We start from the raw sequence: 20,178 nt of genomic DNA, 5'->3' as shown, positions 1-20,178 counted from the left end.
CGGGCGGCCGGTTCTGGGAGGCTGTCGCCATGGTGAGTGCGCATTCGGCGGTGTCGGTGATCGCGGCCAAACGGGACGGGGCAGAACTCGGCGACGACCAGATCGACTGGGTGGTGGACGCTTTCACTCGCGGCGAGGTGGCCGACGAGCAGATGTCGGCGCTGGCGATGGCGATCCTGCTACGCGGGATGACGCGGCGGGAGATCGCGCGGTGGACCCGGGCGATGATCGACTCCGGCCGGCGGCTGGATTTCACCGACCTGCCCCGGCCGACCGTCGACAAGCACTCCACGGGCGGGGTGGGGGACAAGATCACGCTGCCGCTGGCGCCGCTCGTCGCCGCCTGCGGCGCGGCCGTTCCGCAGCTGTCCGGCCGCGGGCTCGGCCACACCGGCGGCACCTTGGACAAGCTCGAATCGATCCCCGGCTGGCGTGCGGACGTGCCGCTGCCGCTGATGCGGGAGATGACGGCGGATCCGAAGATCGGCGCGGTGGTGTGCGCCGCCGGGGCGGATCTCGCCCCGGCCGACAAGCGGCTCTACGCGCTGCGCGACGTGACCGGCACGGTGGAATCGGTGCCGCTGATCGCCAGTTCGATCATGAGCAAGAAGATCGCGGAGGGCACCGCGGCGCTGGTGCTGGACGTGAAGGTCGGCGGCGGCGCGTTCATGAAAGACCTCGACTCCGCCCGCGAATTGGCCACGGCCATGGTCGAACTGGGCGCCGACGCGGGCGTGCGCACGGTCGCGCTCCTGACCGCGATGGACACCCCGCTCGGCCGCACCGCCGGGAACGCGCTCGAGGTGGCGGAGGCCGTCGAGGTGCTGGCCGGGGGCGGTCCGGGCGACGTCGTGGAGCTGACCCTCGCGCTGGCCCGGGAGATGCTGGCGCAGGCGGGGATTCACGAGGTGGACCCCGCCGACGCGCTCGCCGACGGCCGGGCCATGGACCACTGGCGGGCGATGATCGCGGCACAGGGCGGCGACCCCGACGCGCCGCTGCCCCGCGCGAAACACGCCGAGACGGTGCCCGCCGAGCGGTCCGGCACGCTGACTCGCCTCGACGCGATGGCCGTCGGGCTGGCCGCGTGGCGCCTCGGCGCGGGCCGCGCCCGGCAGGGTGACCCGGTGCAGTTCGGGGCGGGGGTCGAGATGCATGCCAAGCCGGGGGACGCGGTGACCGCGGGGCAGCCGCTGTTCACGCTGCATACGGATACGCCTGAGGCGATTCCCATAGCCCTGGACACCCTCCGCGCGGGCCACGACATCGGCCCCGAGGCGCCTGCCCCCACCCCACTCGTCCTGGACCGCATCGTGCCCTGACCCTTCGGGTCTCTTCGAGTCGGTTGCGTGGCAAGTGGATCCCGGCCGAAAGCATGCCGGGATGACGAATAGCCGTGGACTCCGCCGGGATGACGGATGGCCGTGGACTCCGCCGGGATGACGGATGGCCGTGGACTCCGCCGGGATCACGAGGTGTCCGTGGACTCCGCCGGGATCACGAGGTGTCCGTGGACTCCGCTGGGATCGCGGGGTGCCCGTGGACTCCGCTGGGATCGCGGGGTGTCCGTGGGCCCTGCCGGATGGCGGGTGGCCGTGGGCCCGGCCTGGATAACGGTGGTCGTAGGCCTGTCGGCATGTCGGGGGGATGTGGCGTGACGTGGCCGTCAGTTGCACGTGGGGGTTCTGTGGTGCGGGGCCGGGCTCCCCAGGCGCAGGAATCGGGGGTGGGGTGGCTGGGATGATGGGCGCGTGTCGGAGGGATTGGGTACTGCGTCTGTGGAGTCCGCGCCTGCTGAGGGGGAGTCGGCGGGGCGTGGGGCGCGTGTGCTCGATGGGGTGCGGGTGGGGTTGCTGGTGGCCGGGGTGCTGTGTGTGGTGACGGGGTTGTTGCCGCGGGCGGATGCGGCGGCGAACATGCGGCGGATCGGGCCGCTGCTGCTGTTTCTCGGGAGTGTGGTGGTGCTCGCGGAGTTGGCTCGGCGGGCGAAGGTTTTCGATGTGATCGCGTATCGCCTGGCGATCGTCGGGCGCGGGCGGTACTGGGCGCTGTTCGTGCTGTGCGTGGCCTTCGCGGCCGCGACGACGATCCTGCTGAATCTCGACACCACCGCCGTGCTGCTCACGCCGGTGCTGCTGGCCTTGGCGGTCCCCGCGCGCATTCCGGCGCTGCCGCTGGCCATGACGACCGTGTGGCTGGCCAACACCGCGAGCCTGCTGCTGCCGGTGTCGAACCTGACCAACCTGCTGGCCGCCGAACGAGTCGGCCTGAGCGGCACGGAGTTCGCGGCGCGCATGTGGCTGCCGCAGCTGGTCTCGCTCGCGGCGACCATGCTGTGGCTGTGGGTCTGGTACTGGCGGCGCGGTCGCCGCGGCGTGGACCGCTACCTGCCGCCCGACCCGATCCGGATCGCCGACCGCCGCGAGCGCGCGCTGCTCTGGCTCACCGGTGCGGCCTGCCTACTGTTCATCGCCGCGATTCCGGTGCTCGGCGATGCGATCGGGATCGCCGCGCTGGCGGCCGCCCTGTGCGCGGTCGCCGCGTTCGCGGTGTTCGACCGGAAGTCGTTGCGGCTGTCGCTGTTCCCGTGGCGGCTCCTGGTCTTCGTGGTCGGCCTGTTCCTGGTGGTGCCGACCCTGGGCCGCCTCGGACTCTCGCCGCTGATGCACACCCTGATTGGCGACGACGCGGGCGCGGCCGGAGCGTTCCGCGCCGCCGCGGCGGGCGTCGGACTGTCCAACGCGGCCAACAACCTTCCGGCCTACACCGCCGGCGAGGCGGTGATCGCGCCGGGCCACCGCGACCAGCTGCTCGCCCTGCTGATCGGCACCAACATCGGCTCGATCGTGACGCCGTGGGCATCGCTGGCGACACTGCTGTGCCTGGAGTTCTGCCGCACCCACGGCGTGCGGGTGCCGATGGGCCGCTTCGTCGTCAGCGGCTGTCTGCTCGCGGTCACCGCGACCGCCGGGGCCGTAGCGGCTCTGCTGTTCGTGGCCTGATCAGCCGAAACGGCGATACCTATTCAACGTGCCGTTATTTAACGGTACATTATTCATGTCACACCGCCGCTCGACCGAAGGACGTGTGCTTGTGGGTGTAGTCGCTCTGGGGCTGGTCTTCCTGTTCATCCTGGCCGCGGGCGGACTGCGGTCCGTCGAGGTCGGGTGTCAGAACACGCAGCAGATCCATGTGAAGAACCTCTGGCTGTGCGCGGTGGTGTCCTACGCCGTCGCGCTGCTCGGGTTCTCGGTGTTCCTGGCGGTCTCCGTCGTGGTCGCGAAGACGCCCTGGCCCACGCTCGCCGACGTGCGGGCGATGCCGTGGTGGGCGCCGTTCGGCGGCCTGATCGGCGGCGTCGCGGTGATCGGGATGATCACCGTCGCCAAGTACGTCGGGGTCGCGACCTTCAATGCCGTCGTGATCGTGAGCGAGATGCTGGTCGCGCTGGTCATGGACGACCTGGGCCTGATGGGTTTCGAGGTGCGGGAGGTGACGGCGCCGCGCCTGCTGGCCGCCGTGCTGATCACCGCGGCGGTCTACCTCATGGCCAGCGAATCCGGTGTGACACAACCCGAACCGCGGACCGCGGTGCTCGCGGGGGAGGGCGTGCGATGACCGCCCCGACCACCACCGGCCGGGCCTCGCTCCCGCGCCGCCTCATGATCCTGGTCTTCGTCTTCATGCTCGTCGGCGGCGCGCTGCGCTCGGTGGAGGCGGGCTGCCAGAACTCGCTGAAACTGTCCCTGCACAACGTGTTCCTGTGCGGCGTGATCTCCTACGCGGTGGCGCTCGCGGGCGTCGGCCTCGTCTTCGCCGTCACCTCGGCGCGATCGACGCGGCGGCACTGGCCGTCGCGGGCGGACCTGCGCGCGATGCCACCGTGGGCGCCGTTCGGCGGATTGACCGGCGGCGCGGCCATTTTCGCGATGATCACCGTCGCCTCGAGCGTCGGGGTCAGCACTTTCAACGCGCTGATCATCGCGGGGCAGATGCTGCTGGCGACCGCCATGGACCACTTCGGCGTGATGGGGTTCCCGCGCCGCCGCCTCGGTCCCCGGCGTCTGGCGGGCTGCGTCCTGCTCGTCGCCGGGTCCTATCTGATGGCGAAGTACTGACCGCGCGAATCGTCACTTCCTCGACACGCGGGCGACATTCCGGCTACGACATGCCAGCGAGCGGATGGACACACGCGCAGTCCGCTGCGGAACCCGGCCGATACGGATAGCGTCGGTACATGACTGGACCGATGCCTTTGACCCTTGCCTCGATCCGCCAGGCCCCGAAGGCCGTGCTGCACGATCATCTCGACGGTGGGCTGCGCCCGGCCACCGTGCTCGAGCTGGCCACCGACTGCGGCTACGACCAGCTACCGGCACACGATGCCGATGCCCTGGGCCAGTGGTTCCGCGATGCCGCCGACAGCGGATCGCTCGAGCGCTATCTGGAAACCTTCGCCCACACCGTCGCGGTGATGCAGACGCCCGAGGGGCTGCGGCGGGTGGCCCGCGAATGCGCCCTCGACCTGGCCGCCGACGGGGTGGTCTACGCCGAGGTGCGCTTCGCGCCCGAACAGCACCTGGAACGCGGCCTGACCCTGGACGAGGTGGTCGAGCACACCTTGGCCGGATTCGCCGAGGGCACCGCCCTGGCCACCGAGGCCGGTACGCCGATCCGGGTGACCTGCCTGCTCACGGCCATGCGGCACGCCGCCCGATCGCTGGAGATCGCCGAATTGGCGGTGCGCTTCCGCGACCGCGGCGTCGGCGGCTTCGACATCGCGGGCGCCGAGGCCGGCTACCCGCCCAGCCGGCACCTCGACGCCTTCGAGTACATGCACGCCCACTGCGCCCACGTCACCATCCACGCCGGTGAGGCGTTCGGCCTGCCGTCCATCCACGAGGCGGTCGCGTTCTGCGGCTGCGACCGGCTGGGCCACGGCGTCCGGATCACCGACGACATCTTCGACTCCGACGGCGAACCGCGGCTCGGCCAGGTCGCGAACTACGTGCGGGACAAGCGGATTCCGCTCGAGCTGTGCCCGTCGTCCAACGTGCAGACCGGTGCGGTGCCCTCACTGGAGAAGCACCCGTTCGACCTGCTGGCCCGGCTGCGCTTCCGGGTCACGGTCAACACCGACAACCGCCTGATGAGCGACACCGACATGAGCCGGGAGATGCTCAAGCTGGTCGAGACCTTCGACTACGGCTGGAGCGACCTGGAACGCTTCACCATCAACGCGATGAAGTCGGCGTTCATCCCGTTCCCGGATCGGCTGCGCATCATCGACGAGGTGATCAAGCCGGGTTACGCGGTGCTGCTCGGCTGAACCGGCTCAGCCCTTCTCCAGCCGGTTCTCGAAGGCCTGCTCCAGGGCCCGCCACTGCTCGGCCTCGGCCGTGAACGGCGGGCTCGGAGCCATCCGGCTCGGGTCCGGCTCCAGCAGGTAGGACACGTACCAGCCCAGCGGGGTCGACTTGGCCAGCGCCTGCTCCACCGTGTCGTCGCCGGCGTAATCGGCTGCGTCGGTGAACAATTCGACCGCCAGGTCGAGCTGGTCGATGTCGACGGCCTTGGGGCCCTCGGCGAGATCGTCGGCCAGGCCGGGCAGCACGTAGACGTTCTCGTCGCTCACCTCGATCTCCAGCGAGCCGTCGGTGGCCGCGGTCTGCACCTCGCCGTAGGTGCTGACCCGGGCCAGGTCGTGGTCGTGGTCGTCGGCCAGGTAGCGGGCCAGCGCGCGCTCGGAGGTGAACACCGTGATGGTGCCCTCCGAACCGAGGAACACCGGTTCGTCGTCGAGGTAACAGCGCAGCGTGTAGAGGGTGTCGGCGGAGGTGACGATCTTGACCGGGTCGATGCCGACCTCGTGCCAGAAGGTCTCCTCTTCCTCGGTCTCCTCCTCGTCGGAGTCGTCCTCCGCGTCGAGGTCGACCTGTTCGATGTCGTCGTCCTCGGTGTCGGCGGCGTCCTCGGCGTCGACGACATTCTCCTCGGCCGCAAGCAGTTCCGCCTCCGCGACCGACACCGCCTCGGCGTCGACGTCGGGGGTCTGCACCGCCGAATCGATCGCGTCGACCACCGCGTCCCAGTCCTTCGCGATGGCGGCGCCGATCTGGTCCCACAGCTCCTCGCCCTCGCGGCCGACGAAGGCGCTCGAGCCCGCGGGCAGCGCGCCCAGCACCGGGTGGGAGCCGAAGAACTTGGTCACCACCTCGAGTTCGCACACCTCGCCGAGGGTGCGGACCATGTCGAGGGTCTCCTCCAGCTCCGCCAGCGTCTCCGGATCGGGGTCACCCGCGGCCAGCTCCGGCACGCCGATCAGATCGAAGACGTACTGCTCCTCCGGCTCCAGTTCGGCGGCCGAGAGCCCGGCCACCACCTTCCAGGAGGGATGGTCGACCAGATCGTTGTCATCGTTGGTGCGGATGAACGCGGCGAGCTCTGCCACCGACTCGAAGCCGTACAGCGCGTCCTCGTGCCCGAGGAATGCCTCCCACTCGTCGTCACCGTCTCGCCAGCGCGGTGCCCACAGGGTGACGAGATCGCCGTCGGTCAGGCCGAGCTCGATCGGGACGATGTCTCCAGAAGCCATGAACGGAAGCCTATCCACCCGACGGCCGCGGCACTATTCGGCCCGCCCCCCAACACTTCCCGATTCCGGGGATGCCGGTTCGGGCGACACGAATGCGGCGTTCAGCTTGCCCACGACCTCGGTGCGCTGGGTGCCCGCGTCCTGGGCGGCCTGCTGGCACGCCCAGATGATCAGCTGCCCGACTTCGGCGGGCGGGCGGGAGGTGACCGTCTCGGCCAGTTCCAGCGCGACCAGCGCGCCGCTCGAATCGACCTCGACCGTCACCGACTCGTCCTCGGCGGTGTAGCGGCCGCGGACCTGCTGCAGGCCGTAGAGCGCGGCCTCCAGCGCCTCCAGCTTGTCGGTCGCCCGCGCGACCAGGGCGTCCATCTCGGCACTCATGACTGTGCTGCCTCCCTCACACCGGCCTCATCCAGCTCGTGGGCCCGGTATCCGCGTCGTCCATGCGGTCCAGTTCGTCGACCGCCTGGCCGCGGGTGGGCAGGCCGAGCTTGTCCAGGATCTCCTCGGGCATCCCGGACTCGGCCAGCAACTCGCGGCGGCGGGCCTTGGCGACGATCGCCGAGCGCTTGGTCAGGCGCAGGATCTCCGCGGCCAATGCCTTTGCGCCGTAACGGTATTCGCTGCGCTCGAATTTGATCTCCACGGGCATGCCCTGATCGGTGGCGCGCACGCTGATGGTGCCGGCGCGGTTGCTGCTGGCCGCTACCGTGACGTTCGGGATCTGCTGGGGCTGCTGCGCGGTCATGAGGTGGGCCTGTAGAAGCCGTGGAACGCCATTCCGCTGTTCTCCGTTCGAATCGGGCCGGTCTGGACCGGGTCACCGGCCTCGACGAGCTGGCCGTTGCCGATCACCATGGCGACGTGGCCGTCCCAGATGGCCAGGTCGCCGGGCATGAGGTCGCCGGGGCTCACCGGGGTGGCGCCCGCGCTCTGGTCGGCGGCCAGGCGCGGGAGGTCGACGCCGGCCTCGCCGTAGGCCCACTTCGTGAGGCCGCTGCAGTCCAGACCGGAGCCGGGGGAGTTGCCGCCCCACACGTACGGGGTGCCCTGGGCGCTGAGCGCCGCCTTCACCGCCGTGGCCGCCTTCTCGTTGGGCGCCTCGACCTGGCTGCCGTCGGGCAGGGTGATCATGACGCCGCCGTGCCGGCCGCGCTCGCCCTCGCCGGATTGCGCATTGGGCTTGACGGTGCCGCTGTTGGACTTCGACGGGCTGGCGGCCGAGGCCGGGGTGGTCATCAGGCCGCTCATCATCGAGCCGCCGGTGGAGGCCACGGTGCCCAGCACCGAACCGGCCTGCTGCAGGCCGCTCGCCGCGATCGGGGCGGCGGCGGAGGCCGCGGCCACCGGGGTGCCGGCGGCGGAGGGTGTGGGCGGGGGCGGAGTCAGCTCCGTCATCGCGGCGGTGTGGGTGTCGAGTTCGGAACGGGTGCGGGTGACCACGTTCAGGGCCTGGCCGAGGTGGTCGATCGCCGAACTCACCACCGTGGCCAGGCCCGGGGGAGTGGTGACCGCCGGGCCCAGGGCCGTCACGGACTGCACGAACGATTGCAGAATCCCGTCCAGTTCTTTCTGGCCGGTCTGCACCGCGGCGGCCGCCTGGGTGACCACGTCGGCCATGTCGAGGCCGCGGTCGGAGATCGAGGCCGCCGAGGTCTGCACCTTCAGCGCCTTGTCCATCGCGGCGTCGCCGCCCTGGCCGTGCCAGGCGTTGGTCATCTGGTTGATGCCGGCGCTGCCGGCCTGATGAATTCCGTCGAGGGTGCTGGACGTCTGCCGCAGCGCGTCGGCCGGGCCGCCGCCGGGCAGCACGCCGTGGCCGAAGCTGGTGAGCAGTTCGATGATCGGCTGGGCGAGGGCGTCGAGATCGATGACGCCGCTCACGGCAGCTCACCCTCCGTGGCGCGCAGGGCGGCGGCGTGGCCGAGATCCGTACCCGCGTAGGCGCTCGAGGCGCCCGCCGCGGCGGCGCCCATACTGCCCAGCACGGCCGACAATTCCCCGATGCCGGCCACGTGACCGGCGTGCGCGGCGGCGTAGGCGGTGACGAAATCGCCGCCGATCAGTCCGAAGATGGGGCCCAGCAGCAATGGATCGGCGCCGGCCGCACTGACCGCTGCCGCCGCCATCTCGCCGGACAGGCCCCCGGCTGTCGCACCGTAGGCGGCGACGCCCTCGGTGTCGACCGAGATCTTGTGCATCAACATCCCCCATCGTGCTGGTCTGGTGGCAGATTACGGCATCCGAGTACTTCGACGCAGGCACCGCGGCAACGGTTCCGTCACCGGACCGGAAATCCACCGCGGGTTCGGGCCACGAACCCGTGGAGACCCTATCGTTCCCTCATGCGCACGCACATCGTGGATCATCCGCTCGCCGCCACCCTGCTGACGACCATGCGCGACGCGCGCACCCCCAATCCGGGATTCCGCGCGGCACTGCGTGATCTGACCCGATTCCTGATCTACGAGGCGTTGCGGGCCGCACCCGTGGCGAGTTTCGAGGTCGCCACGCCCGTCGCGACGACCACCGGGGTCCGGCTGGCGCAGCCGCCGCTGCTGGTGCCGGTGCTGCGGGCCGGGCTGGGCATGGTCGACGCGGCCAGCGCGCTGATCCCGGAGTCGCGCGTCGGTTTCGTGGGTGTGGCGCGCAACGAGGAGACGCACCGGCCGGTGCCCTATATGGAGTCGCTGCCCGAGGATCTGTCCGGGCACCCGGTGTTCGTGCTGGATCCGATGCTGGCCACCGGCGGCTCGATGCGCCACACCCTGGAGCTGCTGGCCGCCCGAAATGCCACCGACATCACCGCCGTGTGCGTGGTCGCCGCTCCGGAAGGCGTTGCGGCGCTGGAGAAGTCCGGCATGCCGGTGAGGCTGGTGACCGCCGCGGTGGACGACGGACTCAATGCCGACGCGTATATCGTGCCGGGCCTGGGTGACGCGGGCGACCGGCAGTTCGGGCCGCGGTGAACCGTCGGAGCGCCGCGCGAAATGTCAGAGTGCCGTGCAGAATTCGCGCAGCTCCGACAGGCGCCGCGCCGCGGCCTGCCGTGCGGCGGGCAGGTCCGCGCGGGACGGAACCGGCTGCACGACTTCGAGATAGCACTTGAGCTTCGGTTCGGTGCCGGAGGGCCGAACCACGATCCGCAGCGCCTCGCCCTCGAATACCACTGCGTCCGTGTGCATTCGGCCGCGGATCCGGAGAAAGTCGGTGCAGGTGACCGGGATTCCGGCGATGGTGTCGGGCGGGGTGGCGCGCAGGCGCGCGACCACCTCGGCCGCGGCCGCCTGGTCCGGTAGGCGCAGCGCGACCTGATCGCCCGCGTGCAGGCCGAATTCGAGGGCGTGGTCGTCCAGCACGTCGTCCACGGTCCGCCCGGCCGCCCGCAGCCGGGCGAGGAGGTCGGCGGCCGCGACCGCCGCGGAGATGCCGTCCTTGTCGCGCACCGCGGCCGGGTCCACGCAGTGCCCGATCGCCTCCTCGTAGGCGTAGACCAGGCCCTCGCCCGCGCGGGCCAGCCATTTGAAGCCGGTGAGGGTTTCGGCGTAGCGGGCGCCGCGCGCGGGCGCCAGCTTGCTCAGCAGCCGCGACGACACCAGGGTCGTGGCCGCCAGTGCGTCCCGGGGCGCGGACCGCAGCACGTACTCGGCGAGCAGCGCGCCGGTCTGGTCCCCGCGCAGCATCCGCCAGCCGTCCGGTCCGGGCACTCCGAGCGCGCACCGGTCCGCGTCGGGGTCCAGTGCCACAGCCAGATCCGCGTCGACCTTGTCCGCGAGCTCGAGCAGCAGATCGGCCGCACCGGGTTCCTCGGGATTCGGGAACGCGACGGTCGGGAAGTCCGGGTCGGGCGCGAACTGCTCCACCACGACGTGCACATCGGTGAATCCGGCCGCGTGTAGGGCGCTCACGGCAAGCTCCCCGCCGACGCCGTGCATGGGCGTGAGCGCGATGCGAATATCGCTGCGCCGCAACATGTCCGAAGCCGCCCACCACCCGGAATCCGCACCGTCCGCGGGCTGCCCCTCCCTGGCGGGGGCGCTGTCGGTCGCGGGTTGCGCTGTGTCGCTGGGCGTGCCGTCGGTCGCGGGTTGCGTTGCGTCGGTGGACGCGCTGTCGGACGTGTGCCGACCCGTCCCGCCGGGCGCGCCGTCGGGCTCCGAGGTGCCCTCAGTCGGGATCTGCTGCGGGCGAGCGGTATTCGACGATCCGAGCGATGAATCCGTGCCGCCGACGACGTGCGGCACGGAGGCCACTCGGGCGAGGTAGCGCTGTACCAGCTCCTCGCCCATCTCGGCGACCTCCGCGCCCACGGGCAGGGACAGTGCGGCAGGGGCCGGGGCGGTGGCGCGCGGGTCGGCGCGGGCGATCGGCTCGCGCACCGCGTCGATGCAGCGTTCGATCTCGGCGTCGGCGGGCGGGATCAGTTGTGAGCCGCCGTCCAGGTACACCTTGTAGCCGTTGTCGGTGGCGGGGTTGTGGGAGGCCGTGATCTGCACGCCCGCAACGGCTTTCAGCTCGCGGACGGCGAACGCGAGGACGGGGGTCGGCAGTGGTCGCGGCAGCGGCAGTACCGCGAAGCCCGCTGCGGCGAAGACCTCCGCGGTGACGGCGGCGAACTCCGCCGAGCCGTGCCGGGCGTCGCGGCCCACGAGCACCAGGCCACCGCCCAGGCACCGGTCCCGCAGCCACGCGGCGAGCCCAGCCGACGCCCGCGCGACGGTGTCCGTGTTCATGCCGTCGGGACCCTCGCGCAGCGGGCCCCGCAGACCGGCCGTTCCGAATCGCAGCATCAGCGGCGGTTTCCTTCCCGCGTCGAGGGACTACAGCCGTTCCAGCACGCCGCGCAGCAGCTTGCCGAGGCGCGGCGCGGCGGCCTGTCCTTCGGCGAGCACCTCCGCGTGCGATAGATGCGCACCCGTGACCCCCGCGGCCAGATTGGTGACCAGTGAAATGCCCAGCACCTGAACCCCCGCGGCGCGGCAGGCGATCGCCTCCAGCACCGTGGACATGCCGACCAGGTCCGCGCCCATCGTGCCGAGCATCCGGATCTCGGCCGGGGTCTCGTACTGCGGCCCGGTCAGGCCCGCGTAGACGCCCTCGGTGAGGCTCGGGTCGACCTCCCTGGCCAGTGTGCGCAACGCGGGATCCCAGGCGTCGACCATGTCGACGAAGGTGGCGCCCGACAGCGGGGTGCGGCCGGTGAGGTTGAGGTGGTCGCCGATCAGCACCGGCTCGCCGACGCGCAGGCCGGGCCGGATGCCGCCGGCCGCGTTCGTCAGCAGCACGGTCCGCGCGCCGGCCGCGACGGCCGTGCGCACGCCGTGCACCACCTGGTCGGGATCGTGCCCCTCGTACAGGTGTTGCCGGCCCATCAGCACCAGCGTCGGCGTGTCGTTCACCAGCACCGAGTGCACGGCGTTGCGGTGGCCCTGCGCGGTCGGCGCGCCGAAGCCGGGCAGCTCGCTCATCGGCATCGAGGCCGTCGGCGTGCCGATCTCGGCGGCCGCGTCCTGCCAGCCCGATCCCATCACCACCGCGACCCGGTGGTGCGCAACTCCCGTACGTTCGGCGATCGCCGCGGCGGCCTGTTCGGCAAGCATGGGGCTCACCATAGTCGCGGCGCGCGCGGATCGCCGGGCCGCCGTGCGGCCGGCGAATCGGGGCCACGAGGGCTCGGGTGCGGGCGTGCCCCGGCGGCATCCGGCACGGCAGGGCAGTATGAGGCCGTGCGTGAACTCGTCGTGTTGGGGACGGCCAGCCAGGTGCCGACCCGTCAACGCAACCACAACGGCTACTTCCTGCGATGGGACGCCGAGGGCCTGCTGTTCGACCCGGGGGAGGGCACCCAGCGCCAGATGCTCTACGCGGGGGTTTCCGCGGCCAGCATCACCCGCATCGGGCTCACGCACTTCCACGGCGACCACTGCCTGGGCCTGCCCGGCGTGCTCGGCAGGCTGAATCTGGACCGGGTGACCCACCCGGTCGACATCTTCTTCCCGGGCGAGGACATCGACTATTTCGAGCGGCTGAGCCAGGTCGTCCCGCGCTACCCCGATCCGGGCCTGCGCCCGCACCCGATCCCGGCCGACGGCCCGATTCCGTTGCCGGACGCGCCGTTCCGGCTGGAGGCCGTGGCGCTGTCGCATCGGGTGGCGACGTTCGGGTACCTGCTCGCCGAACCCGACGGCCGCCGGATGCTGCCGGATCGCCTGTCCGCCTTCGGTATCGAGGGTCCGGACGTGGGCCGGTTGCAGCGCGCGGGCGCGCTCGCGCTGCCGGGCGGCCGCACCGTCACCCTCGACGAGGTCTCCACGGTGCGCCGCGGCCAGCGTTTCGCCTTCGTGATGGATACCCGGATGTGTTCGGGGGTCGAGGAATTGGCGCAGGACGCGGACATGCTCGTCATCGAGTCCACGTTCCTGGACTCCGACGCCGCGCTGGCGCACGAGTTCGGCCACCTGACCGCCGCCGAGGCCGCCCAGGTGGCCGAGGCCGCGGGCGTGCGCACCCTGGTCCTGACCCACTTCTCGCAGCGCTACCCCGACCTCGACGGCCACCGCATCGAGGCGAGCAAGTACTTCCACGGCGAGCTGGTGGTGGCCGAAGATCTCATGCGCGTCCCGGTCCCGACTCGCCGGTAACTTATGCTCGGCGTATGCCGTACTTGGAACGCGACGGGGACGTCTTCGTCCTCTACCTCGGCAACGAGGGCCAGACCGACAGCGAGAACCGTTTCCACCCCGACTGGATCGACGAGTTCCACGGCCTGCTCGACGAGGTGGAAGCGTCCGAGGGCCCGGCGGCCCTGGTCACCGTGTCCACCGGCAAGTTCTACAGCAACGGCCTGGACACCGACTGGCTGTTCGGCAACCTCGACCGCATGCACTGGTACCTCGACCGGGTGCACTCGATGTTCAGCCGCCTGCTCACCTTCCCCATGCCGACCGTGGCCGCGCTCAACGGGCACGCCTTCGGCGCCGGCGCGATGCTGGCCACCTCGCACGACTTCCGGGTGATGCGCGGCGACCGCGGCTACTGGTGCCTGCCCGAGGTGCATCTCGGCATGCCGTTCACCGTCGCGATGAACGCGCTGGTCACCGAGCGGCTGAGCAATCAGGTCGCGCTCGAGGCGATGACCACCGGCCGCCGCTACGCCGCCGCCGACGCGATCGCGGCCGGCATCGTCGACGAGCAGGCCGACGCCGACAAGGTGCTCGCCGCCGCCGTGACCCGGGCCGCCGCGCTGACCGGTAACCGCAAGCCGAACCTGCCGGTCATCAAGCGGGCGCTGCACGGCCGGGCGCTGGCCGGGCTGACCACGCCGACCACTCCGGAGAACCTGGCGTTCGCCGCCGGCTAGGACCTGCGCCCGGCGGCGCGCCCGGGGATTCGCTCTCCGATAACCCGGCAGGCGGGTGCGCGGCCGCAGTGCAACACTGTGTGCCATGCCACGCAGCGCCGGCTCCCGCCCCTCCGACCGCGGCTCGGACCGAACAGTCGGCTCGTTCGATCCCGACGCGGGCGCGCCGGAGTCCGCCGCGTCCCCGGACCGCGCGCTGGTCGCGGCGGCCGACACCGCGATCGGCGCCGCGGCCGACGCGCTGATCGCGCTGTCGCACGACATCCACGCCGAGCCCGAACTCGCCTTCGCCGAGACGCGCAGCGTCGCCAAGACCCTCGTTCCGCTGCGGGAACGCGGATTCGCGATCGAGCGACCGGTGGCCGGGCTGGACACCGCGTTCACCGCCACCTACGGCAGCGGCGAGCTGGTGGTGGGAATCTGCGCGGAGTACGACGCGTTGCCCGAGATCGGACACGCCTGCGGGCACAACATCATCGCCGCCGCGGCGGTGGGTGCGGCCCTGGGCCTGGCCGAGGTGGCCGATGCGTGCGGGATCACGGTCAAGGTGTTCGGCACGCCGGCGGAGGAGAGCGGCGGTGGCAAGGTCTTGATGCTCGAGCGCGGCGTGTTCGACGACACGGCGATGGCGATGATGGTCCATCCCGGGCCGTGCGACATCGTCGGCGCCCGTTCGCTGGCGCTGGCCGACGTCTCGGTCGTGTTCCACGGCCGCGAGTCCCATGCCAGCGCCGCGCCCGAACAGGGCCGCAACGCCGGTGACGCCGTCACGATCGCCCAGGTAGCCATCGGTTTGCTCCGTCAGCATTTGAACCCCGGGCAGCAACTGCACGGTATAGTCGGTACGGGCGGCGTTGCCCCCAACATCGTGCCCGGACACGCGGAACTGCTGTACTACCTACGGGCAGTCGACTCCGCATCCCTCGACGATCTGATGCGACGCGCATCGGCGTGCTTCGAGGCGGGAGCACTGGCAACCGGATGCACCCACGAAATCCGGACGCTGGCGCCCACGTATACCGAGCTGACTCCCGATCCCGCACTACTGTGGGCCTATCGCGAGCAGATCGTCGGCATGGGCCGGGTGCCGCTCGCGGCGGACCTCGAGGCAGCCCGCCCGCTGGGCAGCACCGACATGGGCAATGTCACCAACGTCATCCCGGGCATCCATCCGGTTATCGGAATCGATGCCGGCGGCGCGGTGACACATCAGCCGGAATTCGCCGCGGCGTGCGTCACGCCGTCGGCGGATCTCGCGGTGACAGACGGCGCTACGGCGCTGGCGCGTACCGCAATCGCGATTGTGGGCGATCAATTTCACAGAGACAGGTTGTTGGAGCGCAGCATTCAGCGACAGGAGGATATTCGGTGAGCACTACCGGCGAGGCCGCTTCCGAGACGGCGGACGCCGCATCCGATCCCGCGACCGGACGCGCGATGGTCGAGGCGTGGCTGCACGAGCACGCGGAGGACCTGATCGGGTTCCGGCGGCACATGCACGCCAACCCCGAGTTGTCCCGCACCGAGTTCGCCACGACCGAGTTCGTCGAGACCTGGCTGGTCAAGGCCGGGCTGGAGCCGCGCAAGCTGCCCACCGGCACCGGCCTGATCTGTGACATCGGCCCCGACGGCCCGCGCATCGGCCTGCGCGCCGACATGGACGCGCTCCCGCTGCAGGAGTACACCGGGCTGCCCTTCGCCTCCGCTGTCCCGGGTGTGTCGCACGCCTGCGGGCACGACGCGCACACCGCGATCCTGCTGGGCACCGCGCTGGCCCTGGCCGAGGTGCCCGATCTGCCGGTCGGGGTGCGGCTGGTGTTCCAGCACGCCGAGGAGGTCATGCCGGGCGGGGCGATCGACATGGTCGCCGCCGGCGCGATGGAGGACGTGTCGCGGATGTTCGCGCTGCACTGCGACCCGCGGTTGGAGGTGGGCCGGGTCGGGATCCGGGTCGGCGCCATCACCTCCGCCGCCGACACGGTCGAGCTGGTGCTGGACTCGCCCGGCGGGCACACCTCGCGCCCGCACCTGACCAGTGACCTGGTGTACGCGATCGGCACCGTGATCACGGGACTACCCGGCATGCTCAGCCGTCGCATCGATCCGCGCACCAGCACCGTGATGGTGTGGGGCGCGGTGTCGGCGGGCAAGGCGCCCAACGCGATTCCGCAGACCGGCATGCTCACCGGCACCGTCCGCACCGGCGACCACGCCACCTGGTCGCTGCTCGAGCCGATGGTCCGCGAGATCGTCGACGGCCTGCTGGCCCCGACCGGCGTGCGGTATCAGCTGAACTACAAGCGCGGCGTCCCGCCCGTGGTCAACGAGGAGTTCGCCACCCGGATGTTCGAGGACGCCATCCGCGCCCTGGGCCCTGACGCGCTCTCGGACACGCCGCAGTCGGGTGGCGGCGAGGACTTCTCCTGGTATCTCGAGGAGGTGCCGGGCGCGATGGCCCGCCTGGGGGTCTGGTCCGGCACGGGCCCGCAGCTGGACCTGCACCAGCCGACCTTCGACATCGACGAGCGCGCCTTGGCCGTCGGCGTCCGGACCCTGACCAACCTGGTGCTGCGGGCGCACTGAGACAGCGGGGCCGCGCCGGTGGGTGCGGCCCCCCGCTCAGAGGCCGAAGGTGCCCGGGCCTACGTTCTTGCTGTTGCGGGTGCGCAGGGCGTGGACGTATTCGGCTGGGGCACCGGCCTTTTCGGCGGCGTCCGCGATGACCCCGATGTAGCGGGCCGACGGGAGACCGCCCTCGTAGGCGTCGAGGACGTACAGCCAGGCCAGGACCGGCTCGGTGCCGGTGCCGGGACTCGGGGTGACGCGGAGCCGGATCTTCTTGTGGATGCCGAAGTCCGAGCCTTCCCAGCGATCGAGGCTCAGCTCGTCCTCGGCGGAGACGTCGTACAGCACGACGAACACGCGCGAGCCCGGCTCCTCGACCACCGTCGCGAGCGGTCCCTCCCAGCCGATGTCGTCGCCGGCGAAGGTCAGGCGCCAACCCTCCAGCCAACCGGTTCCGTACACCGGGGAGTGCGGACAGCGCTTGAGCATCTGCTCGGGATCCATGTTGGACCCATAGGCGGCGTATATCGGCACCTAGAAAGGGTAGCTTGTCTTTGTTTTCCCGTGTTCGTCCGCGCCGCTCTGTTCGGCGGCCGCGCTGCGTGCGGCGGGCGTGGGCCGCGGCGCGCGGGAGGCGGGCGCGCCGGGCCGTGCGGGTGTGCCGCCGATAGCTGTGTGTCGCCCGCGTGAACAGTCGGTACCCGCCAGTAGTGCGGTCGGACAGGTGAAGAGCAGGGCGGATAACGTTAAGGCGTCCGGAGATCCCGGCGGCACAGTTCGATAGCGGAGGTATTCATGACCCGCATTGCAATCATCGGGGGCGGCCCCGCCGGCTACGAGGCGGCGTTGGTGGCGGCTCAGCACGGCGCGACGGTCACGGTGATCGACAGCGACGGCATCGGTGGCGCGTGCGTGTTGTGGGACTGTGTGCCGTCGAAGACCTTCATCGCCTCCACCGGCGTGCGCACCGATCTGCGCCGCGCCCGCGACCTGGGCATCACCCTGCACCCCGCGCAGGCGCAAGTGCGGCTGTCCGAGGTCAACTCGCGCGTCAAGACGCTCGCGCAGGCGCAGTCCTCCGATATCCGCTCCAAGTTGCAGGCGGCGGGGGTGACCATCCTCAACGGCCGCGGGCAGCTGATCGATCAGATTCCCGGACTGGCCACCCACCTGGTGCGCGCCACCCTCGCCGACGGCGCGGAGCGGGTGCTCGAGGCCGACGTCGTCCTCATCGCCACCGGTGCCAGCCCGCGGGTGCTGCCCGGCGCCGAGCCCGACGGCGAGCGCATCCTGAACTGGCGGCAGCTCTACGACCTGAAGGAACTGCCGCAGACCCTGGTCGTCATCGGATCCGGTGTCACCGGTGCGGAATTCGTCTCCGCGTACACCGAGATGGGCGTCAAGGTGAAGGTGCTCTCCAGCCGCGACCGCATCATGCCCAGCGAGGACGCCGACGCCGCCCTGGTGCTGGAGGACGCGCTGGCCGAACGCGGCGTGGAGCTGTTCAAGCAGGCGCGGGCCGACGCCGTCGAGCGCACCGCCGACGGGATCGTGGTGAAGCTGTCCGACGGCCGCACGGTGACCGGCACGCACGCGCTGATGACGGTCGGTTCCACCCCCAACACCCAGAACCTCGGCCTGGAGCGGATCGGCATCGAACTGGGCAAGGGCGGCTATCTGCGGGTGGATCGGGTGTCGCGGACGTCGGTGCCGGGCATCTACGCCGCCGGCGACTGCACCGGCCTGCTGCCGCTGGCCTCGGTGGCCGCGATGCAGGGCCGCATCGCGATGTACCACGCGCTGGGCGAGGGCGTACAGCCCATCCGGCTCAAGACGGTGGCCTCGGCGGTGTTCACCCGGCCCGAGATCGCGACGGTCGGCGTCAGCCAGACCGCGATCGACAACGGGGATACCCCCGCGCGCACGGTGATGCTGCCGCTGAACACCAATCCGCGCGCGAAGATGTCGGGCCTGCGCCGCGGCTTCGTGAAGATCTTCTGCCGCCCGGCCACCGGCGTGGTGATCGGCGGCGTCGTCGTGGCGCCGATCGCCTCGGAGCTGATCCTGCCGATCGCCATGGCGGTGCAGAACAATCTGACGGTCAACGACCTGGCGCAGACCTTCTCGGTGTACCCCTCGCTGTCGGGGTCGCTCACCGAGGCCGCGCGGCAGCTGATGCGGCACGACGATCTGGGCTGAGCACGGCGAATGCCGCACTTCCCAGTGCCGGTGAGGGTGCTTCCGTTGCTGTTGCCTGAAACTTGTTCGTATGGTTCACTTCCCGCAGAGATGTGACTGGTGGGCGGTTGGTTGATTTCGTGTGCGGGGGGATCGATCTTTCCCGAACCGGAACTCCGCGGACGGCCCCTGGGGCCGGTGCGAGCGGACCGGGCATCGATGAGCACAACTGGAGAGCGGCCGGCCCCGAGCGGGGCGCCGCGCTCGGGAAAGGGATTGCGAGACAGTGAAACATCGTAAGCCGGGCCGGCCGACGCGAGCGGCGGCCGCGACGTCCTTGCCACTGGCCACCGCGGCCGCTGTCGCGACGATCCTGACGGCCGCGGCCGCGCCCACCACGGCGGCGCCCAACGAGCCGGCGGTACCCACCACGCCCGCGCAGCCGGGCACCAACGAGGTCCAGGCCCCGGAGGACCAGCAGCAGCCCGGCACCACCGAGCCGCAGCAGGGCCAGACGCCGAGCCAGCCGGGTGTCACCACCCCGCAGCCGGGCACCACGTCGCCGCAGCCGGGCGTCACCACCCCGAACCCCAACGCGCCGAAGCCCGAACAGGGCGGCCAGGGTGGTCAGGCCGCGCCGCGGCAGCCCGGTGTGACGGCGCCGCGCGTCGCGCCGCTGCCGGTGCCGGGCCAGGGCAACCAGGAAGCGCCGCAGCCGGCGGTCGTGCCGGGCCAGCCCGGCCCGAACGGCAGCCAGACCGATCAGCTCAAGCCCGAGCAGCCGCAGCCGGAGCCGTCGCAGGTGGCCCCGCGCCCGGCGCAGCCCGGTCAGGGTGGGCAGAGCGGCCAGGGCGGCAACGGCCAGGGCAGCCTGGACACGCTGACCGACAACGGCCCCGCCCCGCAGGCCGAGCCGCGCTGGAACGCGCCCAGCCTGCAGGCCGCCCCGGCCGCGCCGGTGGTCCCGATGGCCGGCCCGCACACCGAGGTCGGCGCGAACATCGACGGCGGCGGCCTGGTCCCGGGGTACGTGGCCAACACCCACCACTTCAGCAACCTCGACGGCTATGTCGGCACGGTCGGCTACTCGACCCCCACCGGCACCGGCGACGGCGGCGTCTCGGTGGAGTACGTCGAGGCCAACAAGATCAAGCTGACCACCTACACCCACACCACGGGTATCGACGACCTGAAGTCCGCGACGGGCTTCGCCGACGTCACCAACGAGACCTACATCGATACCACCCAGGCCAATGCCGCGAAGGCGGCGGTCGAGGGCTGGATTCGCATGCAGCCGGGTGGCCAAGCGGCCATCGATGCGGCCGCTCAGATTGGTAGGCTGCCGGAGGGCGAGTTTGCTCCGCAGACGGTGAATGTCGTCGGTGTCACCACGCAGTGGAGTGGGTCGGTCCAGAACTGACCCGGGCTGAAATCGAGACGTGGGGCGGCCGTTCGCGGCCGCCCTTCGCGTGTGTCATGG

General features: G+C 71.2%; 20 protein-coding genes. 12 read left to right on the top strand and 8 right to left on the bottom strand.

From position 1 onward, the window contains the following. The first annotated feature begins 29 nt into the window (after window positions 1–29). The 5 genes from IU476_RS13645 (at window position 30) to IU476_RS13625 (ending at window position 5,329) form a co-directional block, all read left to right on the top strand. Entirely contained in the window at window positions 30–1,322 is a 1,293-nt protein-coding gene (locus IU476_RS13645; protein ID WP_195100958.1) for a thymidine phosphorylase, read from the top strand. Window positions 1,323–1,826: 504 nt separating this feature from the next. Next, complete coding sequence (locus IU476_RS13640; protein WP_324194052.1) at window positions 1,827–3,002, top strand: ArsB/NhaD family transporter; 1,176 nt, start codon at window positions 1,827–1,829, stop codon at window positions 3,000–3,002. Window positions 3,003–3,093: 91 nt separating this feature from the next. After that, entirely contained in the window at window positions 3,094–3,618 is a 525-nt protein-coding gene (locus IU476_RS13635; protein WP_195100125.1) for a DMT family transporter, read from the top strand. Next, window positions 3,615–4,118 carry a DMT family transporter gene (locus IU476_RS13630; RefSeq protein WP_195100123.1) on the top strand — a complete coding sequence of 168 codons (504 nt, stop codon included), beginning with the start codon at window positions 3,615–3,617 and terminating at the stop codon, window positions 4,116–4,118. The genes IU476_RS13635 and IU476_RS13630 overlap by 4 nt, the downstream gene beginning before the upstream one ends. Before the next feature lie 119 nt (window positions 4,119–4,237). Next, window positions 4,238–5,329: an adenosine deaminase gene (locus tag IU476_RS13625; RefSeq protein ID WP_195100121.1), complete on the top strand. Its 1,092-nt coding sequence runs from the start codon at window positions 4,238–4,240 to the stop codon at window positions 5,327–5,329. A 6-nt stretch (window positions 5,330–5,335) separates the two neighbouring features. Here IU476_RS13625 and IU476_RS13620 read toward each other — a convergent pair whose 3' ends face one another. From IU476_RS13620 to IU476_RS13600, 5 genes are read right to left on the bottom strand one after another with little or no spacing between them, the layout of a single operon-like run. Then, on the bottom strand, window positions 5,336–6,595 hold the full coding sequence (locus tag IU476_RS13620) for a SatS C-terminal domain-containing protein (RefSeq protein WP_195100119.1): 1,260 nt from the start codon (window positions 6,593–6,595) through the stop codon (window positions 5,336–5,338). Between the two features lie 33 nt (window positions 6,596–6,628). Beyond that, window positions 6,629–6,976, bottom strand: a complete 348-nt coding sequence (locus tag IU476_RS13615; RefSeq protein ID WP_195100117.1) for a YbaB/EbfC family nucleoid-associated protein — start codon at window positions 6,974–6,976, stop codon at window positions 6,629–6,631. Window positions 6,977–6,992: 16 nt separating this feature from the next. After that, the gene (locus tag IU476_RS13610) at window positions 6,993–7,343 is read right to left on the bottom strand and encodes a hypothetical protein (RefSeq protein WP_195100106.1); all 351 of its coding nucleotides are present in this window, start codon (window positions 7,341–7,343) and stop codon (window positions 6,993–6,995) included. After that, window positions 7,340–8,479 carry an NlpC/P60 family protein gene (locus IU476_RS13605; protein ID WP_195100105.1) on the bottom strand — a complete coding sequence of 380 codons (1,140 nt, stop codon included), beginning with the start codon at window positions 8,477–8,479 and terminating at the stop codon, window positions 7,340–7,342. Before IU476_RS13605 ends, IU476_RS13610 begins: the two co-directional genes overlap by 4 nt. After that, window positions 8,476–8,802: a hypothetical protein gene (locus tag IU476_RS13600; RefSeq protein ID WP_438944009.1), complete on the bottom strand. Its 327-nt coding sequence runs from the start codon at window positions 8,800–8,802 to the stop codon at window positions 8,476–8,478. The genes IU476_RS13605 and IU476_RS13600 overlap by 4 nt, the downstream gene beginning before the upstream one ends. A 138-nt stretch (window positions 8,803–8,940) precedes the next feature. Between IU476_RS13600 and upp the strand changes: the two genes are divergently transcribed. Next, window positions 8,941–9,564, top strand: coding sequence for a uracil phosphoribosyltransferase (gene upp / locus IU476_RS13595; RefSeq protein ID WP_195100104.1), 624 nt, complete (start codon window positions 8,941–8,943; stop codon window positions 9,562–9,564). A 24-nt stretch (window positions 9,565–9,588) separates the two neighbouring features. Here upp and IU476_RS36135 read toward each other — a convergent pair whose 3' ends face one another. Continuing rightward, window positions 9,589–11,385: a phospho-sugar mutase gene (locus IU476_RS36135; protein ID WP_228823647.1), complete on the bottom strand. Its 1,797-nt coding sequence runs from the start codon at window positions 11,383–11,385 to the stop codon at window positions 9,589–9,591. A gap of 30 nt (window positions 11,386–11,415) precedes the next feature. Beyond that, the gene (locus tag IU476_RS13580; RefSeq protein WP_195100103.1) at window positions 11,416–12,195 is read right to left on the bottom strand and encodes a purine-nucleoside phosphorylase; all 780 of its coding nucleotides are present in this window, start codon (window positions 12,193–12,195) and stop codon (window positions 11,416–11,418) included. A gap of 126 nt (window positions 12,196–12,321) precedes the next feature. Between IU476_RS13580 and IU476_RS13575 the strand changes: the two genes are divergently transcribed. From IU476_RS13575 to IU476_RS13560, 4 genes are all read left to right on the top strand, one after another. Then, on the top strand, window positions 12,322–13,236 hold the full coding sequence (locus tag IU476_RS13575) for a ribonuclease Z (RefSeq protein ID WP_195100102.1): 915 nt from the start codon (window positions 12,322–12,324) through the stop codon (window positions 13,234–13,236). A gap of 14 nt (window positions 13,237–13,250) precedes the next feature. Then, the gene (locus IU476_RS13570) at window positions 13,251–13,955 is read left to right on the top strand and encodes an enoyl-CoA hydratase-related protein (protein ID WP_195100101.1); all 705 of its coding nucleotides are present in this window, start codon (window positions 13,251–13,253) and stop codon (window positions 13,953–13,955) included. A 196-nt stretch (window positions 13,956–14,151) separates the two neighbouring features. Next, window positions 14,152–15,327 carry a M20 family metallopeptidase gene (locus tag IU476_RS13565; protein ID WP_228823704.1) on the top strand — a complete coding sequence of 392 codons (1,176 nt, stop codon included), beginning with the start codon at window positions 14,152–14,154 and terminating at the stop codon, window positions 15,325–15,327. Window positions 15,328–15,392: 65 nt separating this feature from the next. Next, window positions 15,393–16,538, top strand: a complete 1,146-nt coding sequence (locus IU476_RS13560; RefSeq protein WP_195100952.1) for a M20 family metallopeptidase — start codon at window positions 15,393–15,395, stop codon at window positions 16,536–16,538. Between the two features lie 36 nt (window positions 16,539–16,574). Here the strand turns inward: IU476_RS13560 and IU476_RS13555 are convergent, their stop codons facing one another. After that, entirely contained in the window at window positions 16,575–17,054 is a 480-nt protein-coding gene (locus IU476_RS13555; RefSeq protein ID WP_195100099.1) for a gamma-glutamylcyclotransferase family protein, read from the bottom strand. A gap of 261 nt (window positions 17,055–17,315) precedes the next feature. On the opposite strand from IU476_RS13555, the gene IU476_RS13550 reads away from it, so the two are divergent. Together IU476_RS13550 and IU476_RS13545 are read left to right on the top strand one after the other, a co-directional pair. Beyond that, on the top strand, window positions 17,316–18,719 hold the full coding sequence (locus IU476_RS13550; RefSeq protein WP_195100098.1) for an NAD(P)H-quinone dehydrogenase: 1,404 nt from the start codon (window positions 17,316–17,318) through the stop codon (window positions 18,717–18,719). A 265-nt stretch (window positions 18,720–18,984) separates the two neighbouring features. Beyond that, the gene (locus tag IU476_RS13545) at window positions 18,985–20,118 is read left to right on the top strand and encodes a hypothetical protein (RefSeq protein WP_324194051.1); all 1,134 of its coding nucleotides are present in this window, start codon (window positions 18,985–18,987) and stop codon (window positions 20,116–20,118) included. Window positions 20,119–20,178: the final 60 nt, after the last annotated feature.

The sequence above is a fragment of the Nocardia blacklockiae genome, assembly GCF_015477355.1.
Lineage (GTDB): Bacteria > Actinomycetota > Actinomycetes > Mycobacteriales > Mycobacteriaceae > Nocardia > Nocardia blacklockiae.
The sequence above is the reverse complement of the archived record's forward strand: the minus strand, read 5'-3'. Positions and strand labels throughout refer to the sequence as shown.

What these genes read in the sequence shown, in the direction of transcription:
- IU476_RS36135 (WP_228823647.1), bottom strand. Translation starts at nt 11,385, where the DNA reads ATGCTGCGATTCGGAACGGCCGGTCTGCGGGGCCCGCTGCGCGAGGGT.
- IU476_RS13615 (WP_195100117.1), bottom strand. Translation starts at nt 6,976, where the DNA reads ATGAGTGCCGAGATGGACGCCCTGGTCGCGCGGGCGACCGACAAGCTG.
- IU476_RS13600 (WP_438944009.1), bottom strand. Translation starts at nt 8,802, where the DNA reads ATGTTGATGCACAAGATCTCGGTCGACACCGAGGGCGTCGCCGCCTAC.
- IU476_RS13645 (WP_195100958.1), top strand. Translation starts at nt 30, where the DNA reads ATGGTGAGTGCGCATTCGGCGGTGTCGGTGATCGCGGCCAAACGGGAC.
- IU476_RS13625 (WP_195100121.1), top strand. Translation starts at nt 4,238, where the DNA reads ATGACTGGACCGATGCCTTTGACCCTTGCCTCGATCCGCCAGGCCCCG.
- IU476_RS13560 (WP_195100952.1), top strand. Translation starts at nt 15,393, where the DNA reads ATGGTCGAGGCGTGGCTGCACGAGCACGCGGAGGACCTGATCGGGTTC.
- IU476_RS13610 (WP_195100106.1), bottom strand. Translation starts at nt 7,343, where the DNA reads ATGACCGCGCAGCAGCCCCAGCAGATCCCGAACGTCACGGTAGCGGCC.
- IU476_RS13580 (WP_195100103.1), bottom strand. Translation starts at nt 12,195, where the DNA reads ATGCTTGCCGAACAGGCCGCCGCGGCGATCGCCGAACGTACGGGAGTT.
- upp (WP_195100104.1), top strand. Translation starts at nt 8,941, where the DNA reads ATGCGCACGCACATCGTGGATCATCCGCTCGCCGCCACCCTGCTGACG.
- IU476_RS13570 (WP_195100101.1), top strand. Translation starts at nt 13,251, where the DNA reads ATGCCGTACTTGGAACGCGACGGGGACGTCTTCGTCCTCTACCTCGGC.
- IU476_RS13550 (WP_195100098.1), top strand. Translation starts at nt 17,316, where the DNA reads ATGACCCGCATTGCAATCATCGGGGGCGGCCCCGCCGGCTACGAGGCG.
- IU476_RS13620 (WP_195100119.1), bottom strand. Translation starts at nt 6,595, where the DNA reads ATGGCTTCTGGAGACATCGTCCCGATCGAGCTCGGCCTGACCGACGGC.
- IU476_RS13630 (WP_195100123.1), top strand. Translation starts at nt 3,615, where the DNA reads ATGACCGCCCCGACCACCACCGGCCGGGCCTCGCTCCCGCGCCGCCTC.